23 protein-coding genes are annotated in these 21,169 nt (G+C 56.1%); 10 read left to right on the plus strand and 13 right to left on the minus strand.

Annotation, left to right across the window (positions count from 1 at the left end):
• Nucleotides 1-7 precede the first annotated feature (7 nt).
• The 3 genes from secF to AC2T6E_RS18405 all read left to right on the plus strand — a co-directional run bounded on the left by secF (nt 8) and on the right by AC2T6E_RS18405 (nt 2,181).
• Nucleotides 8-979, plus strand: a complete 972-nt coding sequence (secF, locus tag AC2T6E_RS18395; protein ID WP_089599268.1) for a protein translocase subunit SecF — start codon at nt 8-10, stop codon at nt 977-979.
• Nucleotides 980-1,120: 141 nt separating this feature from the next.
• Complete coding sequence (locus AC2T6E_RS18400) at nt 1,121-1,486, plus strand: VOC family protein (protein WP_148400296.1); 366 nt, start codon at nt 1,121-1,123, stop codon at nt 1,484-1,486.
• A 14-nt stretch (nt 1,487-1,500) separates the two neighbouring features.
• Nucleotides 1,501-2,181, plus strand: a complete 681-nt coding sequence (locus AC2T6E_RS18405; protein ID WP_348573303.1) for a helix-turn-helix transcriptional regulator — start codon at nt 1,501-1,503, stop codon at nt 2,179-2,181.
• 88 nt (nt 2,182-2,269) lie between these two features.
• Here the strand turns inward: AC2T6E_RS18405 and AC2T6E_RS18410 are convergent, their stop codons facing one another.
• A complete protein-coding gene (locus tag AC2T6E_RS18410) occupies nt 2,270-3,154 on the minus strand; it encodes a nucleoside-specific channel-forming protein Tsx (RefSeq protein ID WP_010428066.1) in 885 nt (294 codons plus the stop codon).
• A gap of 268 nt (nt 3,155-3,422) precedes the next feature.
• On the minus strand, nt 3,423-3,962 hold the full coding sequence (locus AC2T6E_RS18415) for a SadB/YajI family lipoprotein (protein ID WP_486692794.1): 540 nt from the start codon (nt 3,960-3,962) through the stop codon (nt 3,423-3,425).
• A 152-nt stretch (nt 3,963-4,114) separates the two neighbouring features.
• On the opposite strand from AC2T6E_RS18415, the gene nrdR reads away from it, so the two are divergent.
• The 5 genes from nrdR to thiL all read left to right on the plus strand — a co-directional run bounded on the left by nrdR (nt 4,115) and on the right by thiL (nt 7,720).
• On the plus strand, nt 4,115-4,564 hold the full coding sequence (nrdR, locus tag AC2T6E_RS18420; RefSeq protein ID WP_006176872.1) for a transcriptional regulator NrdR: 450 nt from the start codon (nt 4,115-4,117) through the stop codon (nt 4,562-4,564).
• A 4-nt stretch (nt 4,565-4,568) separates the two neighbouring features.
• A complete protein-coding gene (gene ribD, locus AC2T6E_RS18425) occupies nt 4,569-5,672 on the plus strand; it encodes a bifunctional diaminohydroxyphosphoribosylaminopyrimidine deaminase/5-amino-6-(5-phosphoribosylamino)uracil reductase RibD (RefSeq protein ID WP_148400298.1) in 1,104 nt (367 codons plus the stop codon).
• An 87-nt stretch (nt 5,673-5,759) separates the two neighbouring features.
• On the plus strand, nt 5,760-6,230 hold the full coding sequence (ribH, locus tag AC2T6E_RS18430) for a 6,7-dimethyl-8-ribityllumazine synthase (RefSeq protein WP_006176874.1): 471 nt from the start codon (nt 5,760-5,762) through the stop codon (nt 6,228-6,230).
• A gap of 21 nt (nt 6,231-6,251) precedes the next feature.
• Nucleotides 6,252-6,671, plus strand: coding sequence for a transcription antitermination factor NusB (nusB, locus tag AC2T6E_RS18435; protein ID WP_006809908.1), 420 nt, complete (start codon nt 6,252-6,254; stop codon nt 6,669-6,671).
• Between the two features lie 77 nt (nt 6,672-6,748).
• Nucleotides 6,749-7,720, plus strand: a complete 972-nt coding sequence (thiL, locus tag AC2T6E_RS18440) for a thiamine-phosphate kinase (protein WP_108415704.1) — start codon at nt 6,749-6,751, stop codon at nt 7,718-7,720.
• Between the two features lie 101 nt (nt 7,721-7,821).
• Here thiL and AC2T6E_RS18445 read toward each other — a convergent pair whose 3' ends face one another.
• From AC2T6E_RS18445 to xseB, 4 genes are all read right to left on the minus strand, one after another.
• The gene (locus tag AC2T6E_RS18445; protein WP_148400300.1) at nt 7,822-8,796 is read right to left on the minus strand and encodes an aldo/keto reductase; all 975 of its coding nucleotides are present in this window, start codon (nt 8,794-8,796) and stop codon (nt 7,822-7,824) included.
• Between the two features lie 64 nt (nt 8,797-8,860).
• Entirely contained in the window at nt 8,861-10,723 is a 1,863-nt protein-coding gene (gene dxs, locus AC2T6E_RS18450; protein ID WP_010428079.1) for a 1-deoxy-D-xylulose-5-phosphate synthase, read from the minus strand.
• A gap of 24 nt (nt 10,724-10,747) precedes the next feature.
• A complete protein-coding gene (gene ispA, locus AC2T6E_RS18455) occupies nt 10,748-11,647 on the minus strand; it encodes a (2E,6E)-farnesyl diphosphate synthase (protein ID WP_108415707.1) in 900 nt (299 codons plus the stop codon).
• Nucleotides 11,648-11,890: an exodeoxyribonuclease VII small subunit gene (xseB, locus tag AC2T6E_RS18460; RefSeq protein WP_003859094.1), complete on the minus strand. Its 243-nt coding sequence runs from the start codon at nt 11,888-11,890 to the stop codon at nt 11,648-11,650.
• Between the two features lie 178 nt (nt 11,891-12,068).
• Between xseB and thiI the strand changes: the two genes are divergently transcribed.
• Nucleotides 12,069-13,517 carry a tRNA uracil 4-sulfurtransferase ThiI gene (thiI, locus tag AC2T6E_RS18465; protein WP_108415709.1) on the plus strand — a complete coding sequence of 483 codons (1,449 nt, stop codon included), beginning with the start codon at nt 12,069-12,071 and terminating at the stop codon, nt 13,515-13,517.
• A gap of 120 nt (nt 13,518-13,637) precedes the next feature.
• Here the strand turns inward: thiI and yajL are convergent, their stop codons facing one another.
• Nucleotides 13,638-14,231, minus strand: coding sequence for a protein deglycase YajL (gene yajL, locus AC2T6E_RS18470; RefSeq protein ID WP_341494368.1), 594 nt, complete (start codon nt 14,229-14,231; stop codon nt 13,638-13,640).
• Nucleotides 14,194-15,105, minus strand: coding sequence for a 2-dehydropantoate 2-reductase (gene panE / locus AC2T6E_RS18475; protein WP_486692802.1), 912 nt, complete (start codon nt 15,103-15,105; stop codon nt 14,194-14,196). The genes yajL and panE overlap by 38 nt, the downstream gene beginning before the upstream one ends.
• A gap of 125 nt (nt 15,106-15,230) precedes the next feature.
• On the opposite strand from panE, the gene AC2T6E_RS18480 reads away from it, so the two are divergent.
• Entirely contained in the window at nt 15,231-15,722 is a 492-nt protein-coding gene (locus tag AC2T6E_RS18480) for a YajQ family cyclic di-GMP-binding protein (protein ID WP_108415712.1), read from the plus strand.
• A gap of 32 nt (nt 15,723-15,754) precedes the next feature.
• Here AC2T6E_RS18480 and AC2T6E_RS18485 read toward each other — a convergent pair whose 3' ends face one another.
• From AC2T6E_RS18485 to cyoB, 5 genes are all read right to left on the minus strand, one after another.
• Entirely contained in the window at nt 15,755-17,116 is a 1,362-nt protein-coding gene (locus AC2T6E_RS18485) for an MFS transporter (RefSeq protein ID WP_126816829.1), read from the minus strand.
• Nucleotides 17,117-17,329: 213 nt separating this feature from the next.
• Nucleotides 17,330-18,217, minus strand: coding sequence for a heme o synthase (gene cyoE, locus AC2T6E_RS18490; protein WP_013095848.1), 888 nt, complete (start codon nt 18,215-18,217; stop codon nt 17,330-17,332).
• Between the two features lie 11 nt (nt 18,218-18,228).
• On the minus strand, nt 18,229-18,555 hold the full coding sequence (locus AC2T6E_RS18495; protein ID WP_006809888.1) for a cytochrome o ubiquinol oxidase subunit IV: 327 nt from the start codon (nt 18,553-18,555) through the stop codon (nt 18,229-18,231).
• Nucleotides 18,555-19,172 carry a cytochrome o ubiquinol oxidase subunit III gene (locus AC2T6E_RS18500; protein ID WP_100167123.1) on the minus strand — a complete coding sequence of 206 codons (618 nt, stop codon included), beginning with the start codon at nt 19,170-19,172 and terminating at the stop codon, nt 18,555-18,557. Before AC2T6E_RS18500 ends, AC2T6E_RS18495 begins: the two co-directional genes overlap by 1 nt.
• The gene (gene cyoB, locus AC2T6E_RS18505) at nt 19,162-21,153 is read right to left on the minus strand and encodes a cytochrome o ubiquinol oxidase subunit I (RefSeq protein ID WP_089600909.1); all 1,992 of its coding nucleotides are present in this window, start codon (nt 21,151-21,153) and stop codon (nt 19,162-19,164) included. The genes AC2T6E_RS18500 and cyoB overlap by 11 nt, the downstream gene beginning before the upstream one ends.
• Between the last annotated feature and the right edge of the window lie 16 nt (nt 21,154-21,169).

The raw sequence follows: 21,169 nt of genomic DNA on the forward strand, positions 1-21,169 counted from the left end.
GTGCGTTGTGGCACAGGAATATACTGTTGAACAATTGAACCACGGCCGTAAAGTCTGGGACTTTATGCGCTGGGACTACTGGGCCTTCGGCATTTCAGGTTTTCTGCTGATTCTGTCCATCGTCATTATGGGCGTGAAAGGCTTTAACTGGGGTCTCGATTTTACCGGTGGTACGGTAATTGAGATTTCCCTGGAAAAACCGGTCGATATGGACCAGATGCGCGAATCGCTGCAGAAAGCGGGCTTTGAAGAGCCGCTGCTGCAGAACTTCGGCAGCAGCCGCGACATCATGGTGCGTATGCCTCCGGTACACGACGCCAACGGCAGCCAGGAGCTCGGTAGCAAGGTTCTGAAGGTTATCAACGAATCGACCAGCCAGAATGCGGCGGTGAAGCGTATTGAGTTCGTTGGCCCGAGCGTGGGTGCGGACCTGGCGCAAACCGGCGCGATGGCGCTGATGGTGGCGCTGATTTCCATCCTGATCTACGTTGGCTTCCGCTTCGAGTGGCGACTGGCGGCAGGTGTGGTTATCGCGCTGGCGCACGACGTGGTGATCACCATGGGCGTACTGTCTCTGTTCCATATTGAGATTGACCTGACGATTGTGGCATCCCTGATGTCCGTCATCGGTTACTCACTGAACGACAGTATCGTGGTATCTGACCGTATTCGTGAAAACTTCCGTAAGATCCGTCGCGGTACGCCGTACGAAATCTTCAACGTGTCGTTGACCCAGACGCTGCACCGTACCTTGATCACATCCGGAACGACCTTAATGGTTATCCTGATGCTGTATCTCTTCGGTGGTCCGGTGCTGGAAGGCTTCTCGCTGACCATGCTGATCGGTGTGTCTATCGGTACGGCGTCGTCTATCTACGTCGCGTCCGCACTGGCACTGAAACTCGGCATGAAGCGCGAGCACTTGCTCCAGCAGAAAGTCGAAAAAGAAGGGGCGGATCAGCCGTCAATTCTGCCGTAAGACAGTGTCTTAGACGTTATCGAAATCCCGGTCTGTTGGCCGGGATTTTTTTTATCTGCTCCTGACAAACACTCCTGACAGTATGCTGTCAGGAGCCCTGTCGTAGACTCCTTCTGAACCCAACAACAGGCAGGAGGAAGTATGAAAAGTGTGATTAACTGGTTTGAAATTCCGGTCGCCGATATGGATCGCGCCATCAAATTTTATGAACCGGTAATGCAGGTTACGCTGAAGCGCGAGAAAATGGACGTGGCAGAGCTGGCGATTTTCCCGCACGAAGACCCGGCAACCGGCGGCGCACTGGCGAAGTTTGACGGCATTACGCCGTCGCAGCAGGGCGCTATTATTTATCTGCATACTGACAATCTGGTGGCCACGCTCGATCGTATTGCCTCTGCGGGCGGTGCGTGCGTCTTTGGTCCGCTGGAATTGCCGCGAGGCATTGGCACCATTGCCTTGTTCACCGACAGCGAAGGTAATCGCGTCGGCCTTCATCAACCGGCCTGAGAGCAAAAGAGACGATGACCCGACGCGCTGACCGTTTGTTTCAGATTGTGCAGATCCTGCGGGGCAGGCGTCTGACAACGGCAGCGCATCTGGCAGAGAGGCTCGGCGTCTCCGAGCGCACGGTTTATCGCGATATCCGCGACCTGTCTCTCTCTGGCGTGCCGGTAGAGGGCGAGGCGGGAAGCGGATACCGGCTTCTGTCGGGCTTTGACCTGCCGCCGCTGATGCTGACCAATAAAGAGTCCGAGGCGCTGATGGTGGCAATCCGTCTGCTGAAAACCTGGGGCGGAGAGTCGTTGTCTCGCGAGCTGGAGTCGGCTCAGGAGAAGGTGCTGGCGATCCTGCCCGAGGAGAGCCGACGCAAGGCGGAGCAGACGCGTATATATGCGCCGGATATTGCGCTTCAGCCCCATTCCCGCAGCGGATTTGATGTGATTCATCAGGCGATATCTGCGCAGCGCGTGCTGGCAATGCATTACCGTGATGAGGCCGGGCAGTTAACCTGGCGTGAGGTGCAGCCGCTTGGGCTGTTCTTCTGGGGGGAGCACTGGCTGTTGGCTGCGTGGTGCGAGCGGCGCGATGACTACCGCTGTTTCCGGCTCGACAGATGCCTCAATATTGTGCAGACGGAGAGGCGGTTTAGCGAGAGTGCGGACAGGTCATTGGCGGATTTTTTGCGCAAGGTGAAGCAGTAAAAAGCCGGGTGGCGGCTACGCCTTACCCGGCCTACATTCGGATCGTAGGCCCGGTAAGCGTAGCGCCACCGGGCGAAATCCGCACAGGTTAGAAGTTATAACCTACAACCAGGTAACCACCCCAACCGGTAGAACGGACGCTGAAATCGCCGTTACCGAAGTTCAGGCTCGCGTCGTCGTTCCACTGACCACCGTTATGCCAGTAACGCGCAACAACAGAGTAGTGCCAGTGATCGTAGTTCAGCGCCAGGATGTGGCTGGAAGCGATGGAGTCGTTGGTGCGCGCTTTCTTACCGTTCAGATCGCGGAAGTCGTTGTCGCCCAGGTCTGAGCCCCAGTCAAAGTTGGTGAAGCCGATGTAGCTCAGGTTGCCGCCCCACAGCTGGGTGATTGGCACAAAGTATTTCACTTTGAAACGGTAGCCGTCCCACTCGTTTTCGTTCGCGGCGCCGTAGTTCTGCCACTGGTACTTCGCGTACACGTTCATGGACAGACTCATTGGCAGACCGGTATCGATGTCCGTACCCAGACCCATGTACCAGGTGCTCTGACGACCGGACTTGTTACGGCCCATGTCGTAGATATAGTTGTTTGCGAAGTACCACTCTTTGAACGGACCAAACGCCAGGCTGGTGCCAGTCAGCTTATCAATAGAGAAGCGTGGTTCGATCTCCATGAACAGCGGGGAACCGTGGTTCCAGATACCTTTCGCGTCGGTGTTACCACCGAAGAATACCGGCGCATCCATATAACCATAGAAATCAAACCAGTCTTTCTTGGCGAACGCTTCGTATTCCAGGTAGGTATCGTTGCGGATCTGAGGTCCGAAACGGGTGTGGTAGCTGCCAACCACGTTAACGCTCTGGTGCCACCAGTCGGAGAGGTATTGTGGTTTATCGTTTTCCGCTGCGTTAACAGTGAAAGAGGAGGAGAGTGCCAGTACAGCACCGGCTGCGAGTAATGTTTTTTTCATAATCATGCCACTGATTGAAATTCCCTTCCGGGAGTGAAAAATGCGCGATTTGCGTATCAAAATATTTCGTGTTTCTGCGGAGCCTATTATAGGAATCCTTGCTCACAAAAATATGTGTTGTTTCACATATCTCTCACATGCGTAATCGATTGCGTTCACGTTTGCGTACTTTAAACGGCCGGGATTGTAACGGCAAACATTTATGTTGCCAATCCATACGAAATGTAAATGTTAGCGGAGTGACATTTCACTCCGCTAAAAGAGGAGGTTATTGCGCGGCGGGTTGAATATCGTGAATGCGGATAAAGCCCAGCTGTTCTGGGGTGAGCCCACTCAGCTGTAGCGGGATATCAACATCGCTCGGGGCCAACGTGCTGGCGGGGGCGGTGAAGAGTTGGTTCTTCACGTTCACTTCCTGGTAGCTTTCCGTGGTGCCCTGAATCTGGCCCCACTCTACGGTTCCGCTGAACGCGGGAAGCGGATCGTTGGATTCGCCCTGGATGCGTAATGTTGCGCGAGTACCATCGGCATTTGCTGCAACATTCACCAGAGACATCTTTAACGTGCCAATCTGGCTGTTCAGGCGGGCAGGCGTGTTGGCACCCGGCAGCAGATAAACGCCGCTGCTGGACTTCGCATTCAGCGCATTTTGCTGGGTGATTTTCACGGTCTCTTTGTTCAGCTTGTCCATGGCCGCATTGAGCGTGTTCACGCTTTGTTTCATTTCGCGGACTTCAGTTTGCTGTGCACAGGCGCTAAGGGTAAAGAGGCTCCCCACCAGCAGAATTCTCAGGTAACGTCTTCTCATTGCGTTTATTTCCTTGAAATAACGGATCGCCTTTATGGTAGCCGGCTTCATTGTGTCTGACATAGATCCTTTGTCTCAAAAAGCTCTTCCTTTGTTGTCAGGCCAGATCAGGGTAAAATGAAAATCAGTTAACCGGATTACAGGGATACCGTATGCATTGCCCATTCTGCTCCGCTGTGGATACCAAAGTCATCGACTCTCGCCTGGTGGGCGAAGGGTCTTCCGTACGCCGTCGCCGTCAGTGTCTGGTGTGCAACGAGCGTTTCACGACCTTTGAAGTTGCAGAGCTGGTAATGCCGCGCGTGGTGAAAAGTAACGACGTGCGCGAGCCGTTCAATGAAGAAAAGCTGCGCAGCGGAATGCTGAAAGCCCTCGAAAAACGGCCCGTCAGCGCAGACGATGTCGAAATGGCGTTAAACCACATCAAGTCTCATCTTCGTGGCTTAGGTGAGCGCGAGGTGCCGAGCAAAATGATTGGCAACCTGGTGATGGAACAGCTGAAAAAGCTCGATAAAGTCGCCTATATCCGCTTCGCCTCTGTCTACCGCAGTTTCGAAGATATCAAAGAGTTCGGCGAAGAGATCGCCCGCCTACAGGATTAAGCCCATGCAGGACGAGATGTACATGGCACGAGCCATGAAGCTGGCGCAGCGTGGTCGTTTTACTACCCACCCGAACCCGAACGTGGGGTGCGTTATTGTCAAAGAGGGCGAGATCGTGGGCGAAGGTTATCATCTTCGCGCGGGCGAGCCCCACGCCGAGGTGCATGCCTTGCGCATGGCGGGCGAGAAGGCGCGCGGCGCAACGGCCTACGTTACGCTCGAGCCCTGCAGCCATCACGGGCGTACGCCGCCGTGCTGTGAGGCGCTGATTGCAGCGGGTGTGTCGCGCGTTGTTGCATCAATGCAGGATCCGAATCCGCAGGTGGCCGGACGCGGGCTGTATCGACTCCAGCAGGAAGGCATTGACGTTAGCCACGGGCTGATGATGCAGGACGCGGAAGCGATCAACAAAGGCTTTCTGAAGCGCATGCGTACGGGGTTCCCTTACATTCAGCTCAAGCTGGGCGCCTCGCTGGACGGTCGTACGGCGATGGCAAACGGCGAAAGCCAGTGGATCACCTCGCCGCAGGCAAGGCGCGATGTGCAACGTCTCCGTGCGCAAAGCCATGCTATTCTCACCAGCAGTGAAACCGTTTTGGCTGACGATCCGGCCATGACCGTGCGCTGGGACGAACTGAGTGCCGATACCCAGGCGCTTTACCCGCAGGAGAACCTGCGTCAGCCGCTGCGCATTATTATTGATAGCCAGAACCGCGTGACGCCGGATCACCGCATCGTGCAGCAGCCGGGTGAAACCTGGATTGCCCGCACGAAGGAAGATACGCGTGAATGGCCGGAAGGCGTGCGCAGCATCATGGTGCCGGAGCATAACGGGCGTCTGGATTTAGTCGTGCTGATGATGTTGCTCGGCAAGCAGCAGGTCAACAGCATCTGGGTCGAAGCCGGGCCTACGCTCGCCGGTGCGCTCTTACAGGCTGGGCTGGTGGATGAATTGATTGTCTACGTTGCGCCTAAATTGTTAGGGCACGACGCGCGCGGCCTGTTTGTGCTGCCTGGCCTTGAAAAACTGGCCGACGCACCACAACTCAGATTCAGCGAGATTCGTCCGGTGGGTCCGGATGTCTGCCTCCATTTAACCACAGCGTAATTGCTCCCGAAATAGGGAAGCAGTGCGCAAAGTATTATGATAAAATCCGCCCCCCTGCGGGGCCAAATGAACCCGTAAAGGAAGAGTATGAACATTATTGAAGCTGCTGTAGCTACCCCGGACGCTCGCGTCGCCATCACCATTGCGCGTTTCAACAACTTCATCAACGACAGCCTGCTGGAAGGTGCGATTGACGCCCTGAAACGTATCGGTCAGGTTAAAGATGACAACATTACCGTTGTTTGGGTTCCAGGCGCTTACGAACTGCCACTGGCGGCGGGCGCGCTGGCGAAAACCGGTAAATACGACGCGGTGATTGCGCTGGGTACTGTTATTCGTGGCGGCACTGCGCACTTCGAATACGTTGCGGGCGGTGCAAGCAATGGTCTGGCTCACGTTGCACAGGATGCTGAAATTCCTGTCGCATTCGGCGTGCTGACTACCGAAAGTATTGAACAAGCCATCGAACGTGCTGGCACCAAAGCCGGTAACAAAGGTGCAGAAGCTGCACTGACCGCGCTTGAAATGATCAATGTATTGAAAGCCATTAAGGCCTGATTTTTTTGTAAGGGGAATTCCGTGAAACCTGCTGCTCGTCGCCGCGCCCGTGAATGTGCCGTTCAGGCACTTTACTCCTGGCAGTTGTCCCAGAACGACATCGCTGATGTTGAATACCAGTTCCTGTCAGAACAGGACGTGAAAGACGTTGATGTTCTGTACTTCCGTGAACTGCTGTCGGGAGTGGCGACTAATAGCGCGTATCTCGATGGCCTGATGAAACCTTACCTGTCCCGTCTGCTCGAAGAGCTGGGTCAGGTAGAAAAAGCAGTGTTGCGTATCGCGCTGTTTGAGCTGTCTAAACGTGATGATGTGCCGTATAAAGTGGCCATCAACGAAGCGATCGAACTGGCGAAAACCTTCGGCGCTGAAGACAGCCACAAGTTCGTAAACGGCGTACTTGATAAAGCAGCACCTGCGATCCGTCCCCACAAAAAGTGATCCGCAAACCGGAGTTCTGCATTGCCTGACGGGCAGTGCGGCTCCGGTTTTTTCTTTTATTTGCTGAGGCATAACGTATGGCATGCGGCGAATTCTCCCTGATTGCCCGTTATTTCGACCGTGTCAGAACCTCTCGTCTTGATGTTGAAACCGGCATTGGCGATGACTGTGCACTTCTCAATATTCCCGAAAAACAGACGCTGGCAATCAGCACCGACACCCTGGTGTGCGGGCGTCATTTCCTGCCCGATATCGCTCCTGCCGATCTGGCGTATAAAGCGCTGGCGGTGAACGTTAGCGATCTGGCTGCGATGGGTGCCGATCCTGCCTGGCTGACGCTGGCTCTGACGTTGCCAGAGGTCGATGAAGCCTGGCTGGAAGCGTTTAGCGACGCGCTGTTTGAACAGCTGAATTATTACGATATGCAGCTGATTGGCGGTGATACCACTGCCGGGCCGCTGTCGATGACGCTGGCGATCCACGGCTATGTGCCGCTCGGCCGCGCGCTGAAGCGCTCGGGCGCAAAACCAGGCGACTGGATCTACGTGACCGGTACGCCGGGTGACAGCGCGGCAGGGCTGGCGATCCTTCAGAGCCGTTTAACGGTTGGAGATGCTGACGATGCGGCGTATCTGGTGAAGCGCCATCTGCGGCCAACGCCGCGTATTCTGCACGGCCAGGCGCTGCGCGAGCGGGCAAGCTCGGCTATCGATCTCTCTGACGGGCTGATCTCCGATCTCGGGCATATCCTGAAGGCCAGCGGCGTAGGCGCGCGCGTTGACCTGGATCTGTTCCCGCTGTCGGAGCAACTGCTTCGCCATGTCAAACCTGAGCAGGCGCTGCGCTGGGCGCTGTCCGGGGGTGAAGACTACGAACTGTGCTTCACCGTACCGGAGCTGAACCGTGGAACGCTGGACGTGGCGTTAGCGCATCTCGGCGCGAAATTTACCTGCATCGGGCAGATTATGCCGGAGAGCGAAGGGCTGAAGTTTGTCCGTGAAGGTGCGCCGGTGACGCTCGACTGGAAAGGGTACGATCACTTCGCGTAAGTTTGTGCGCTCTGTATTGCCGGGTGGCGCTGCGCTTACCCGGCCTACAAATAGGGTGCGATCGTAGGCCGGGTAAGGCGAAGCCGCCACCCGGCGAGTGTTTACTTAAACCCCACCACCGGATGCTGCTGATACGGCGTCTCCAGCTCGGCAATCTGCTCCGGCGTCAGCGTGATGTCCACCGCATTCAGCAGCTCATCCAGCTGTTCTTCCCGCGACGTGCCGATAATCGGTGCGGCAATCCCGCGTTTGCTCAGCAGCCATGCCAGCGCCACCTGGGCGCGGGTTGCACCGGTATCGTCGGCAATGCCTGCCAGACGCTCGGCAATCAGCGCATCGCTGGCTTCTGTACCGCTATAGAGATTTTTCCCCACTTCATCCGATACCAGGCGAGCCGTGGTTTCGCCCCATGGACGGGTCAGTCGACCGCGCGCCAGCGGGCTCCACGGGATCACCGCCACGCCCTCCTGATGGCACAGCGGCAACATCTCGCGCTCTTCTTCACGGTAGATCAGGTTGTAGTGATCCTGCATGGTGACAAAGCGTGCCCAGCCGTGCTGTGCCTGGAGATCCAGCGCCTGGGCAAACTGCGACGCGTGCATAGACGATGCGCCGATGTAGCGCGCTTTACCGGCTTTCACCACGTCGTTCAGTGCTTCAAGGGTCTCTTCAATGGGGGTGTTGTAATCCCAGCGGTGAATTTGCAGCAGGTCGACGTAATCCATGTTCAGGCGTCTGAGGCTGTCATCGATAGAGCGCAGGATCTGCGTGCGAGAAAGGCCTTCAGTCAGATCGCCTGACGGATAGTAGACTTTGGTGGCAACGACGATGTCATCACGGCGGGCAAAATCGCGCAGGGCTCGGCCAACAATCTCTTCGCTGCTGCCGTCGGAGTAGCTGTTGGCGGTGTCAAAGAAGTTAATGCCGCCTTCAATGGCGCGTTTGATAATCGGACGACTGCTCTCTTCCGGCAGCGTCCAGGCGTGGTTTCCCCGATCGGGCTCGCCAAAGGTCATGCAGCCCAGGCAAAGTCGGGAAACCTTAAGGTCCGTTTTTCCTAACGTAGTGTATTGCACGGTTCCGCTCCTGCTATTTTAAACATGAGGTTTAAGCATAGCAGGAGCGGAAAAGGGGGAGGGGTTATGCCAGCCAGCTGCGGATTTTGGCTTCGATACCTGCGGCATCCAGACCAATCGCCGCGCGGGCTTCGTCCTGGGTACCTTGCGGAATGAAATGATCCGGCAGGCCGAGGTTCAGCACCGGAACGGCTTTACGGTTTGCCATCAGCACCTCGTTTACGCCGCTGCCCGCGCCGCCCATGATGGCGTTTTCTTCCAGCGTCACCAGCACGTCGTGGCTTTCCGCCATGCTCAGGATCAGGGACTCATCGAGCGGCTTAACGAAGCGCATATCCACCAGCGTGGCATTCAGCGTTTCGGCCACTTTTGCCGCTTCCGGCATCAGCGTGCCGAAGTTCAGGATCGCCACTTTCTCACCGCGACGCTTCACCAGGCCTTTACCGATCGCCAGTTTTTCCAGCGGCTGAAGTTCAACGCCCAGGGCATTACCGCGCGGGTAGCGAACCGCGCTCGGACCGTCCTGATAGTGGTAGCCGGTAAACAGCATCTGGCGACATTCGTTCTCGTCGCTCGGCGTCATGATCACCATGTCCGGGATGCAGCGCAGGAAAGAGAGATCAAATGCGCCCTGGTGCGTCTGACCGTCGGCACCCACGATACCCGCGCGGTCGATAGCAAACAGCACCGGCAGCTTCTGGATGGCAACGTCGTGAATAACCTGATCGTAGGCGCGTTGCAGGAAGGTGGAGTAAATTGCCACCACCGGCTTGTAGCCACCGATCGCCAGACCCGCCGCAAACGTCACCGCATGTTGCTCGGCGATGGCGACGTCAAAATACTGGTCAGGGTATTTTTTGGAAAACTCGACCATGCCGGAGCCTTCACGCATGGCGGGCGTCACAGCCATCAGCTTGTTGTCTTTGGCCGCGGTTTCACACAGCCAGTCGCCGAAGATTTTCGAATAGCTCGGCATACCGCCGCTGCTTTTTGGCAGACAGCCGCTGGTATGGTCAAATTTCGGCACCGCGTGGAAGGTGATCGGATCTTTTTCCGCCGGTTCGTAGCCACGCCCTTTTTTGGTCATGATGTGCAGGAACTGCGGGCCTTTCAGGTCGCGCATGTTCTTGAGCGTGGTCACCAGCCCCAGTACGTCGTGGCCGTCAACCGGGCCGATGTAGTTAAAGCCCAGCTCCTCAAACAGCGTGCCCGGCACCACCATGCCTTTGATGTGTTCTTCGGTACGCTTGAGCAGCTCTTTAATCGGCGGTACGCCGGAAAAGACTTTTTTGCCGCCTTCGCGCAGCGAGGAGTAAAGCTTGCCGGAAAGCAGCTGTGCCAGATGGTTATTCAGCGCACCCACGTTCTCGGAGATCGACATTTCGTTATCGTTAAGGATAACCAGCATGTCCGGCTTGATATCACCCGCGTGGTTCATTGCCTCGAAGGCCATACCCGCAGTGATCGCCCCGTCGCCAATCACGCAGACGGTACGGCGCTGTTTGTTCTCTTTTTCTGCGGCAACGGCAATACCGATACCCGCTGAAATGGAGGTGGAGGAGTGACCGACGCTCAGCACGTCATACTCACTCTCGCCGCGCCACGGGAACGGGTGCAGGCCGCCTTTCTGGCGAATAGTGCCAATTTTATCGCGACGACCGGTCAGAATTTTGTGCGGATAGGCCTGATGGCCTACATCCCAGATGAGCTGATCGAACGGCGTGTTATAGACGTAATGCAGCGCCACGGTCAGCTCAACCGTGCCAAGCCCGGAGGCGAAATGGCCGCTGGAGCGGCTAACGCTGTCGAGCAGGTAGCGACGCAGTTCGTCGCACAGCTTCGGCAGGCTCTCTTTCGGCAACAGGCGTAACTCCTGGGTGGAGTCAACTAACGCCAGTGTCGGGTATTTGGCAATATCAAAACTCATCAAAGGCTCATCGAGATAGGTTGTTTATTTATCACGCTGGATTATGTAGTCCGCTAGCGCTTCCAGTGCCGAGGTATCCAGCGATTGCGCGGCCAGCTGATTCAGCGACTGGCGGGCATCCTCTATCAGGTCCCGGGCTTTACGTTGGGCTTGCTCAAGACCCAGCAGGGCGGGGTAGGTACTTTTGCCAAGCTGCTGGTCCGCACCCTGACGTTTACCCAATGTTGCAGTATCGCCCACCACATCCAGAATGTCATCCTGAACCTGGAATGCCAGACCGATACTTTCTGCGTATCTGTCCAGAATCGGCAGGGCTTTACGCCCGTCTTCACCCGCGCTCAGCGCGCCCAGGCGAACGGCTGCACGAATGAGCGCCCCCGTCTTATGGCGATGAATGCGCTCCAGCTGTTCCAGATTAACCTGACGACCTTCCGCCTCTAAATCCAGTGCCTGACCGCCGCACATCCCGGCGACGCCGCTGGCCATTGCCAGTTCGGAGACCATCGCCAGACGGTCGCGATCGGCCACTTCCGCCATCGGTGCATCGCTTAAAATCGAGAATGCCAGCGTTTGAAGAGCATCCCCCGCCAGAATGGCATTCGCCTCGCCAAACTTAATGTGGCAGGTTGGCTGACCGCGACGCAGATCGTCGTCGTCCATGGCCGGGAGATCGTCGTGGATCAGCGAATAGGCGTGGATGCACTCCACGGCGGCTGCCGGGGCGTCCAGCGTGTTATCGCTGATACCGAACATATTCCCCGTGGCGTACACCAGGAACGGGCGCAGGCGCTTTCCACCCAAGAGTGCGCCATAGTGCATGGCTTCAACCAGTGGAGTGTTCTGAAAAGGCTGCGGTTCAATGAAACGGCGCAGGGCATCATTGGCGCGGACAACGCGCGCCTGAAGCGCGTTAGCAAAATCCATTTACTCGGCGTCCGGTGTGAAAGGCGTGGTTTTCGCGTCTTCGCTGTCGGAAAGCAGGATCTGCACGCGCTGCTCGGCCTGCTGCAGTTTAACCTGCCCCTGGCGCGCCAGCTGCACGCCACGTTCGAATTCGTTGAGCGCGTCTTCCAGCGGGAGATCGCCGCTCTCAAGACGGGTAACTATCTGCTCCAGCTCACTCAGCGCAGTTTCAAAACTGGCCGGTGCGTCGTTCTTCTTCGGCATAGTGAATTGACTCTTATATTCTTCGCCCCATCATGGTAACGGACTCGGGGCAATTATCAAATAACGCGAGCGGCGCGATGGTGGTATACTTGCGCGCCTGGATGCAGCCACGGGTGTGGGCTGCTGTATCATTTTCCATTACAAGCCTTAATACGCTTGCCTAAGAAACATTGCCGCCATGAAGTTTATCATTAAATTGTTCCCTGAAATCACCATCAAAAGCCAATCTGTGCGTTTGCGCTTTATTAAAATTCTCACCGGGAACATTCGTAACGTATTAAAGCACTACGACGAAACGCTCGCCGTGGTGCGTCACTGGGACCACGTGGAAGTGCGCGCCAAAGACGAAAACAAACGTCTTGATATTCGCGACGCGCTGACCCGTATTCCGGGGATCCACCATATCCTTGAAGTGGAAGATGTTCCATTCAGCGATATGCACGACATCTTCGAAAAAGCGCTGGTTCAATATCGCGATCAGATCGAAGGCAAAACCTTCTGCGTGCGCGTGAAGCGTCGCGGCAAGCACGAGTTTAGCTCTATTGAAGTTGAACGCTACGTGGGCGGCGGTCTGAACCAGCACGTCGAAACGGCGCGCGTGCGTCTGACCAACCCGGACGTGACCGTGAACCTGGAGATCGAAAACGATCGCCTGCTGCTGGTAAAAGGGCGCTATGAAGGCATCGGCGGCTTCCCAATCGGCACTCAGGAAGACGTATTGTCGCTGATCTCCGGCGGCTTCGACTCCGGCGTCTCCAGCTATATGCTGATGCGTCGCGGCTGTCGCGTACACTATTGTTTCTTCAACCTGGGCGGCGCGGCGCATGAAATCGGCGTTCGTCAGGTGGCGCATTACCTGTGGAACCGCTTCGGCAGCTCCCACCGCGTGCGTTTTGTGGCGATCAACTTCGAACCCGTGGTCGGCGAAATCCTCGAAAAAGTGGACGACGGCCAGATGGGCGTGGTGCTGAAGCGCATGATGGTACGTGCGGCGTCTAAAGTGGCTGAACGCTACGGCGTGCAGGCGCTGGTGACCGGTGAAGCGCTGGGCCAGGTTTCCAGCCAGACGCTGACCAACCTGCGTCTGATCGACAACGTGTCTGATACGCTGATCCTGCGTCCGCTGATCTCCCATGATAAAGAGCACATTATCGATCTGGCGCGCGAAATCGGCACCGAAGATTTTGCCCGCACCATGCCGGAATACTGCGGCGTGATCTCAAAAAGCCCAACCGTGAAAGCGGTGAAGGCGAAGATCGAAGCGGAAGAAGAGCACTTCGATTTCGGCATTCTGGAAAAAGTGGTGGCGGAAGCGTCCAACATTGATATCCGCGAGATTGCCCAGCAGACCGAGCAGGAAGTGGTTGAAGTGGAAACCGTGAGCGGTTTCGGTGCTAACGATGCGATTCTGGATATCCGCTCTATCGACGAGCAGGATGACAAGCCGTTGAAGGTTGAAGGCGTGGACGTGGTTTCTCTGCCGTTCTACAAGCTGAGCACCAAGTTTGGCGATCTCGACCAGAGCAAAACGTATCTGCTGTGGTGTGAGCGCGGGGTGATGAGCCGCCTGCAGGCGCTGTATCTGCGCGAGCAGGGCTTTGCCAATGTGAAGGTGTATCGCCCGTAGTGTGCGGCCTGATGCCCTCACCCCGACCCTCTCCCACGGGGAGAGGGCGCAAACATTAAAAACGGCAACCTTTGGTTGCCGTTTTGCTTTTACCTCGCGCCACCCGGCTTTTTTTATGCACTACTCTTCGTAGTAATTATAAATCCCCGCTGGCATCACCAGCGACGATGCCACTTCGTACGCCTTCTCGCGTCCGACAAGCAGGTCAATAATCTTCAGCGCAAAATCAATCGCGGTGCCTGGCCCCTGGCTGGTCAGCAGATTGACGCGCGGATCCCAGACCACGCGTTTGTCCACCCAATGCTCTTCCGGGATCGTATCCTTAAGCCCCGGGAAGCCGGTCATGTTGCCGATGGGAAAGATATCGTGCGGCACCAGAACCGTTCCTGCTGCGGCACAGATAGCCGCGACGATGCGGCCGGATAAATGAAACTGACGCACGGTTTCAACCAGCAGCGGGCTGTCGCGAAAACATTCCGCGCCTTTCAGGCCGCCGGGCAGGACGATGATGTCGTAATCTCCGTCAGCCACCTGTACCAGCGGTGCATCTGCCAGGATTTTCACCCCGCGTGAACAGGTGATGGCCAGATTACCGTCGCTGGCGACGCTGGCGGTGGTGACCTTAATGCCGCCACGCACCATCAAATCGATAGTGGTGACCGCTTCCATCTCTTCGCTACCAGGGGCGAGGCAGATCAGGGCTGACGCGCTCATATTCACTCTCCTTACGTTTAACCAGGTCATACAGTCGGGCGTTTTCCGGCACCGCGATGCCGTGCGCGCGGGCGCGTTTTAGTAGATAGCCAGTGATGTAGTCGATCTCCGTGTGGCGCAAAGCCCGAACGTCCTGCAGCATCGAGGAGATATTTTCTGCCGTACTATCAATAACCTGCTCGACATAATAACGTAAATCATCCGCCGAGGTATGCAGGCCTTCACGTTCAATCACCGAGGCGACTTCTTCACACAGCGCGGCAATCTCCTGAGGATGGTTTTTCAGCTCACCGTTCGGACAGTCCCACAGCGCCGTCAGCGGGTTGATCACGCAGTTCACCGCCAGTTTGCGCCACAGCTGAGGGCGGATGTTGTTGTGCCAGGCGACGTCTGGCAGCACTTTCTGTAACACGTCCGCCAGGTAACTGTAGTCGCCGTCCTGCTCGCGGGCCGGACCGATATGGGTCACGCCGCTCGCAACATGCACGATGATATTGCCATCGCGCCGCGCCGCCTGAGTCGTGGTGGCCATTAGCAGCGGCTGCGTGATGCTCTTGAGTTCATCAATGGTTCCCATGCCATTATGCAGCAGCAAAATGGGGGCTGTGGGGGGGAGCTGCGCGGCCAGCGCTTTTACCGCATCGGAAACCTGCCACGCCTTGAGCGTCACCAGCAGCAGGTCGCTTTGCGCAAGGAAATCAGGATCATTGGCGGTAAGGGATTCGTTAAAGATACTTCCGTCTTCATCAATCAGGTTTACACTGCAATAGGGCTGGGGCACGCGCAGCCAGCCCTGTACCTCATGTCCGTGCTTACATAGCGCGGTCAGCCATAGCTGACCCAGGGCTCCGCAACCGAGCACTGTAATTTTCATTGTTCCTCCTCACCTGCAACTGCGCCAGGTGTTACGGCCTAAGTATAGCGCCGTCGACTATGCTTTTGAGTTATGCCTTGTTGCGGGTATTATGCAACGCAACAAAAATGAAGGGAGAAGAAAAGATGCCATCTTTCGATATTGTTTCCGAAGTTGATATCCAGGAAGTGCGTAACGGCGTGGATAACGCAAGCCGTGAAGTTGAGTCACGTTTCGATTTCCGTGGCGTTGAGGCGACGTTTGAACTGAACGACGCAAATAAGACCATTAAGGTGCTGAGCGAGTCTGATTTCCAGGTGAATCAGCTGCTCGACATTCTGCGCGCCAAGCTGTTAAAGCGCGGCATTGAAGGTACCTCGCTGGACGTACCGGAAGAGTTTGTCCACAGCGGCAAAACCTGGTTCGTGGAAGCGAAGCTGAAGCAGGGCATTGAGAGCGCTGTGCAGAAGAAGATCGTGAAGCTCATCAAAGACAGCAAGCTGAAGGTGCAGGCGCAGATCCAGGGCGAAGAGATTCGTGTGACCGGGAAATCTCGCGACGACCTGCAGGGCGTGATGGCGCTGATCCGCGGCGGCGAGCTGGGACAGCCGTTCCAGTTCAAAAACTTCCGCGATTAAGACAAAAATGCCCGGTTCAACCGGGCATTTTTTTAAGCTTTCAGGGCCTGCTCCACCTCGAAGCGGTTGGTCACCTTGCTGTCTATTTTAACGTAAGCGCTACGTTCCTCCGGAACTATCAGCACTTCAGTCACACCTTCTTTTGCTTCCAGACGCTGTTTGAGCGCATCACTGACGTCGACCTCTTCCGGAATTTCCACGCGCAGGCTGCTCACGTAGCGCGGCTCTTTCATGGTACTGGCAACCAGCAGCCAGACCATCGCCAGCAGCGCACCGGCCAGAAACACGGTTTGCGAATCAAACAGGCCGTCCACCCAGCCGCCGAGCGAGCCGCCAATGGCTACCCCGAGGAACTGGCTGGTGGAGTAAATGCCCATTGCCGTACCCTTATAGCCCGCCGGAGATTCTTTACTGATAAGCGACGGCAGCAGCGCTTCCATCAGGTTAAACGCCAGGAAGAACAGCTGTACGCCAGCAACCAGTTCCCAGAAGTGCGGGCCGGAGCCCCAGAGCACGATCTCGGCAACCAGCAGCAACGCCACGCAGCCCACGAAAACGCGCTTCATCTTGCGCTTCACTTCGGCGTAGATGATAAACGGCACCACGGAGACAAATGAGATCAGCATCGTCACCAGATAGATTTTCCAGTGCTCGGCGGCAGGGAAGCCCGCAGCGGCAAGCTGGCCGGGCAGGGCGACGAAGGTGGACATCAGCAGAATGTGCAGGCACATAATACCGAAGTTCAGCTTGAGCAGGCGCGGCTCGACAATCACCTTGCTGAAGCAGCCCTTCACCATTCCGGATTCACGGTTCAGAACGTGGTTTTTGCTGTCCGGCACCACCCACAGCGTAAGCGCGATCCCGATGGTCGCCAGCACGGCAATCATCCAGAACAGGGCGTGCAGCCCCAGTTTGTGGGTGATGATAGGGCCGAGCACCATCGCAATCGCAAACGTCACGCCAAAGCTGACGCCGATAAAGGCCATTGCCTTGGTGCGGTTCTGCTCGCGGGTGAGATCTGACAGCAGCGCCATCACGGCGGCGGCAATCGCGCCGGAGCCCTGCAGGGCGCGGCCAAGAATAATTCCCCAGATAGAGTGGGAGAGGGCGGCAATTACGCTACCGAGTACAAAGACCAGCAGACCGCCGACAATCAGTGGTTTACGACCAACGCGGTCTGAAAGCAGACCAAAGGGGATCTGAAAAACCGCCTGCGCCAGTCCGTAGATGCCAATGGCCAGACCAATCAGCGCTTCGCTGGCTCCCTGCAGCGCCATGCCGTACGTGGTCAGAACAGGCAGGACCATAAACATGCCAAGCATCCGTAGCGAGAAAACAGTCCCTAAACCCCAGGTCGCGCGTAGCTCGCCCGGCGTCATTTTATAATCGTTCATTGCCACCTCAGTTCAAAAGCAGGCACTAGTTTAGGCGGGGTGTTAATTGCGGTAAATAGGTGTTTGTTTAAGAGATATTACCATCGTGCAAAACCGCGTCGGGTGGCGGCGATACCTTACCCGACCTACCGATCCCGTAGGCCCGTGCAAGCGTAGCGCCGCCGGGCAAAAAAAAAGCCAGGTGATTAACCTGGCTTTTTCAATTCAGCACACTTACCAGACGTAAGTCAGCAGGTTGTGTGAATCTGGCACCATAAAGTCCACGGACATCATCACGGACAGCGAAGTGATGGCGACAATCGAGAACACAAACAGTTTGCGCGCCCAGACTTTGTCATCTTCCACTTTGTAACCGCGCAGCGCCATACCGAGCCACCAGACGCTCACCGCAGCCGCTACCGCCAGATATTTATATCCGGCGTAACCACCCAGAGAGAGCATCAGCGTTGCCACAGCAAAGGCGATGATGTAGAGCGTGATGTGGTTCTTGGCAACGGAGATGCCCTTCACGACCGGCAGAACCGGGATGTTCGCTGCCTGATAATCCTTAAAGCGGAAAATCGCGATGGCATAGGAGTGCGGCATCTGCCACAGGCTAAAGATAGCCAGCAGGATCAGCGCACCGCTGTCGAACTCGTTCGTGACTGCGCAGTAGCCAATCACCGGCGGCGCAGCGCCGGAGAGAGAACCAATCAGCGTGCCGTAGACGGAGTGACGTTTCATATACAGGCTGTAAACGCCCACATATACCACGAACCCCATCACCCCCAGCCAGCAGGCCAGCGGGTTAGCACCAAACCACAGCAGCATAAAGCCAGCAATACCCAGCAAGGTGGCGTACACCAGCGAGACGGAAGGGGCGATCAGGCCTTTCACCAGCACCCGATTTTTGGTCCTTTCCATCTTCTTGTCGATATCCATGTCGATGTAGTTGTTAAATACACAACCGGACGCAACAACCAGTGACACACCGACCAGCGTATAGATAAAGAGGGTGTAATCAATGCTGCCCTTAGAGGCCAGCAGGAACCCTCCGATCACGGAGATCAGGTTGCCAAAGATGATGCCTGGTTTCGTTACTTGCAGGTATTGCTTAAACATACTCGCCGCTCTTAGTGAACCATCATGTTGTAGTTAAGGTTCCACATAATCCAGATGGAACCGACTACCAGGATAGCGATGATAATCACGGTAAAGATAAAGGCCGTCATATTCCAGCCTTCATCGGACTTGGTGTTCATGTGCAGGAAGCAAACCAGATGCACCAGAATCTGAATCACAGCGGTTACCAGGATTGCGCCCAGGATAACCGGCTTAGACGCAGAACCGTTCATCACCATCCAGAACGGGATCACCGTCAGGATGATCGACAGGATGAAACCTGTCATGTAGGTTTTTACGCTGCCGTGGGAAGCGCCATGATCGTTTGAATGACTCATTACATCGCCCCCATCAGATAGACAACAGAGAACACACAGATCCATACCACGTCCAGGAAGTGCCAGAACAGGCTCAGGCACATGATACGGGTACGGTTAGTGCTGGTCAGGCCGCGACGGGATACCTGGAACATCAGTACCGCCATCCAGATCAGACCAGAGGTGACGTGCAGACCGTGAGTACCGACCAGCGCGAAGAACGCGGACAGGAAGCCACTGCGATCCGGACCGAAACCTTCCATGATCAGGTGATGGAATTCATAGATTTCCATCCCGATAAATCCAGCGCCAAACAACCAGGTCAACGCCAGCCAGGAGACAACCTGGCTCTTGTTGTTTTTGTACATGGCGATAGCCGCCATGCCGTAGGTGATGGAGCTGAATAACAGCAGTGCGGTTTCAACCAGAACGAACGGCAGTTCAAAGATGTCCTTACCGGTCGGGCCGCCCGCTGTGCCGTTCACCAGAACGGCATAGGTTGCGAACAGACAGCAGAACAGAATGCAGTCGCTCATCAGGTAGATCCAGAAACCGAAGACTTTCATCGGTCCTGTATCGTGGTGCGCATGGTCAGCATGCGCGTGGGCAGTTGAGTGCGCCAGAGTATCAGTTGCCATTTTTCAGCCCCGCTTTAGAAATCTCGTCGAAATGCTGATTTTCCAGCTTTTCAACTTCACGGACTGGTACGTAGTAGTCCACGTCCTCGTCAAAGCTCTTCACAATCCAGCTGATTACGATGCCGGCGAAGCCAACAATCGCCATCCACCAGATGTGCCAGATCATTGCGAAACCAAATACCGTTGCGAATGCGGCAATCACGATGCCCGCGCCGCTGTTTTTCGGCATGTGGATCTCTTCGTAATGAGCAGGTTGCTTGTACGCTTCACCTTTTTCTTTCATTTCCCAGAATGCGTCGCGTTCATGGATCTGCGGCACAACGGCAAAGTTATAGAACGGCGGTGGAGAAGAGGTCGCCCACTCCAGCGTACGGCCACCCCATGGGTCACCGGTCAGGTCACGGTTCTGGTCGCGGTCGCGAATAGACACGTAGAACTGAATCAGCTGAGACGCGATACCACAGGCAATCAGCACTGCGCCGCCCGCTGCAACCATCAGCATTGGGTGGAACTGCGGATCGATCTGCTGGCTCAGACGACGGGTCATGCCCATGAAGCCCAGCACGTACAGCGGCATAAATGCGACGAAGAAGCCGATGATCCAGAACCAGAATGCGCGTTTACCCCATTTTTCGTTAAGCGTGAAGCCGAACGCTTTTGGCCACCAGTAGGTTACGCCAGCGAAGCAGCCGAAGACCACGCCACCGATGATAACGTTATGGAAGTGCGCAATCAGGAACAGACTGTTGTGCAGCACGAAGTCAGCACCCGGTACCGCCAGCAGTACGCCGGTCATCCCACCTACGGAGAAGGTGACGATGAAGCCGATGGTCCACAGCATTGCTGAGTGGAACACGATACGGCCCTGGTACATGGTGAACAGCCAGTTGAAGATCTTCACCCCGGTAGGGATGGCGATAATCATGGTCGTAATACCGAAGAAGGCGTTTACGTTCGCGCCTGCACCCATGGTGAAGAAGTGGTGCAGCCAAACGATGAACGACAGAACGGTAATACAGACGGTTGCCCACACCAGAGAGGTGTAACCAAACAGACGTTTACGCGAGAAGGTTGCAGCGATTTCGGAGAACACACCGAAGACCGGCAGAACCAGGATGTACACTTCCGGGTGACCCCAGGCCCAAATCAGGTTGATGTACATCATCATGTTGCCACCCATATCATTCGTGAAGAAATGGGTGCCCAGGTAGCGGTCCAGGGTCAGCAGCGCGATGGTGACGGTCAGAATTGGGAAGGACGCAATGATCAGGATGTTGGCGCACAGAGATGCCCAGGTAAATACCGGCATCTTGAACATGGTCATGCCAGGGGCACGCATCTTGATAATGGTCACGAAGAAGTTGATACCGGTCAGGGTCGTACCGACACCGGAGAGCTGAAGTGCCCAAATCCAGTAGTCGACGCCAACGCCCGGACTGTACTCAATTCCCGACAGCGGCGGGTACGCCAGCCAGCCGGTCTGAGCAAATTCGCCCACACCCAGTGACAGGTTAACCAGGATAACGCCGACAACCGTGAACCAGAAGCTCAGGTTGTTCAGGAACGGGAACGCCACGTCGCGCGCGCCGATTTGCAGCGGAACGACAACGTTCATCAGACCGATAACCAGCGGCATCGCCACGAAGAAGATCATGATAACGCCGTGGGCGGTAAAGATCTGATCGTAGTGGTGCGGCGGCAGGAAGCCGGCTTCACCCGCCGAGGCGAGTGCCTGCTGGCTACGCATCATGATCGCATCCGCAAAGCCACGAATTAACATGACGATACCGACGATGCAGTACATGATGCCGAGTTTTTTGTGGTCAACCGAAGTCAGCCACTCATTCCACAGGTAGCTCCACTTACCGAAGTAAGTGATCAAGCCCAGTAAGGCTGCGCCACCGATGATAATTGCAGCCACCGTAACCACGATAATGGGTTCGTGGTAGGGCACTGCATCCAGTGTCAATTTTCCGAACATTTTCTTCCTCGGCCCC

It is taken from the genome of Enterobacter sp. B79-1 (genome assembly GCF_057444735.1).

Bases quoted from the DNA above. Each gene is read 5' to 3' on its own strand.
- thiL (WP_108415704.1), top strand. From the start codon at position 6,749: ATGGCATGCGGCGAATTCTCCCTGATTGCCCGTTATTTCGACCGTGTC.
- ispA (WP_108415707.1), bottom strand. From the start codon at position 11,647: ATGGATTTTGCTAACGCGCTTCAGGCGCGCGTTGTCCGCGCCAATGAT.
- ribD (WP_148400298.1), top strand. From the start codon at position 4,569: ATGCAGGACGAGATGTACATGGCACGAGCCATGAAGCTGGCGCAGCGT.
- AC2T6E_RS18495 (WP_006809888.1), bottom strand. From the start codon at position 18,555: ATGAGTCATTCAAACGATCATGGCGCTTCCCACGGCAGCGTAAAAACC.
- AC2T6E_RS18410 (WP_010428066.1), bottom strand. From the start codon at position 3,154: ATGAAAAAAACATTACTCGCAGCCGGTGCTGTACTGGCACTCTCCTCC.
- AC2T6E_RS18500 (WP_100167123.1), bottom strand. From the start codon at position 19,172: ATGGCAACTGATACTCTGGCGCACTCAACTGCCCACGCGCATGCTGAC.
- thiI (WP_108415709.1), top strand. From the start codon at position 12,069: ATGAAGTTTATCATTAAATTGTTCCCTGAAATCACCATCAAAAGCCAA.
- AC2T6E_RS18480 (WP_108415712.1), top strand. From the start codon at position 15,231: ATGCCATCTTTCGATATTGTTTCCGAAGTTGATATCCAGGAAGTGCGT.
- AC2T6E_RS18485 (WP_126816829.1), bottom strand. From the start codon at position 17,116: ATGAACGATTATAAAATGACGCCGGGCGAGCTACGCGCGACCTGGGGT.
- dxs (WP_010428079.1), bottom strand. From the start codon at position 10,723: ATGAGTTTTGATATTGCCAAATACCCGACACTGGCGTTAGTTGACTCC.
- yajL (WP_341494368.1), bottom strand. From the start codon at position 14,231: ATGAGCGCGTCAGCCCTGATCTGCCTCGCCCCTGGTAGCGAAGAGATG.
- cyoE (WP_013095848.1), bottom strand. From the start codon at position 18,217: ATGTTTAAGCAATACCTGCAAGTAACGAAACCAGGCATCATCTTTGGC.
- ribH (WP_006176874.1), top strand. From the start codon at position 5,760: ATGAACATTATTGAAGCTGCTGTAGCTACCCCGGACGCTCGCGTCGCC.
- AC2T6E_RS18400 (WP_148400296.1), top strand. From the start codon at position 1,121: ATGAAAAGTGTGATTAACTGGTTTGAAATTCCGGTCGCCGATATGGAT.
- xseB (WP_003859094.1), bottom strand. From the start codon at position 11,890: ATGCCGAAGAAGAACGACGCACCGGCCAGTTTTGAAACTGCGCTGAGT.
- AC2T6E_RS18415 (WP_486692794.1), bottom strand. From the start codon at position 3,962: ATGAGAAGACGTTACCTGAGAATTCTGCTGGTGGGGAGCCTCTTTACC.
- nrdR (WP_006176872.1), top strand. From the start codon at position 4,115: ATGCATTGCCCATTCTGCTCCGCTGTGGATACCAAAGTCATCGACTCT.
- AC2T6E_RS18405 (WP_348573303.1), top strand. From the start codon at position 1,501: ATGACCCGACGCGCTGACCGTTTGTTTCAGATTGTGCAGATCCTGCGG.
- panE (WP_486692802.1), bottom strand. From the start codon at position 15,105: ATGAAAATTACAGTGCTCGGTTGCGGAGCCCTGGGTCAGCTATGGCTG.
- cyoB (WP_089600909.1), bottom strand. From the start codon at position 21,153: ATGTTCGGAAAATTGACACTGGATGCAGTGCCCTACCACGAACCCATT.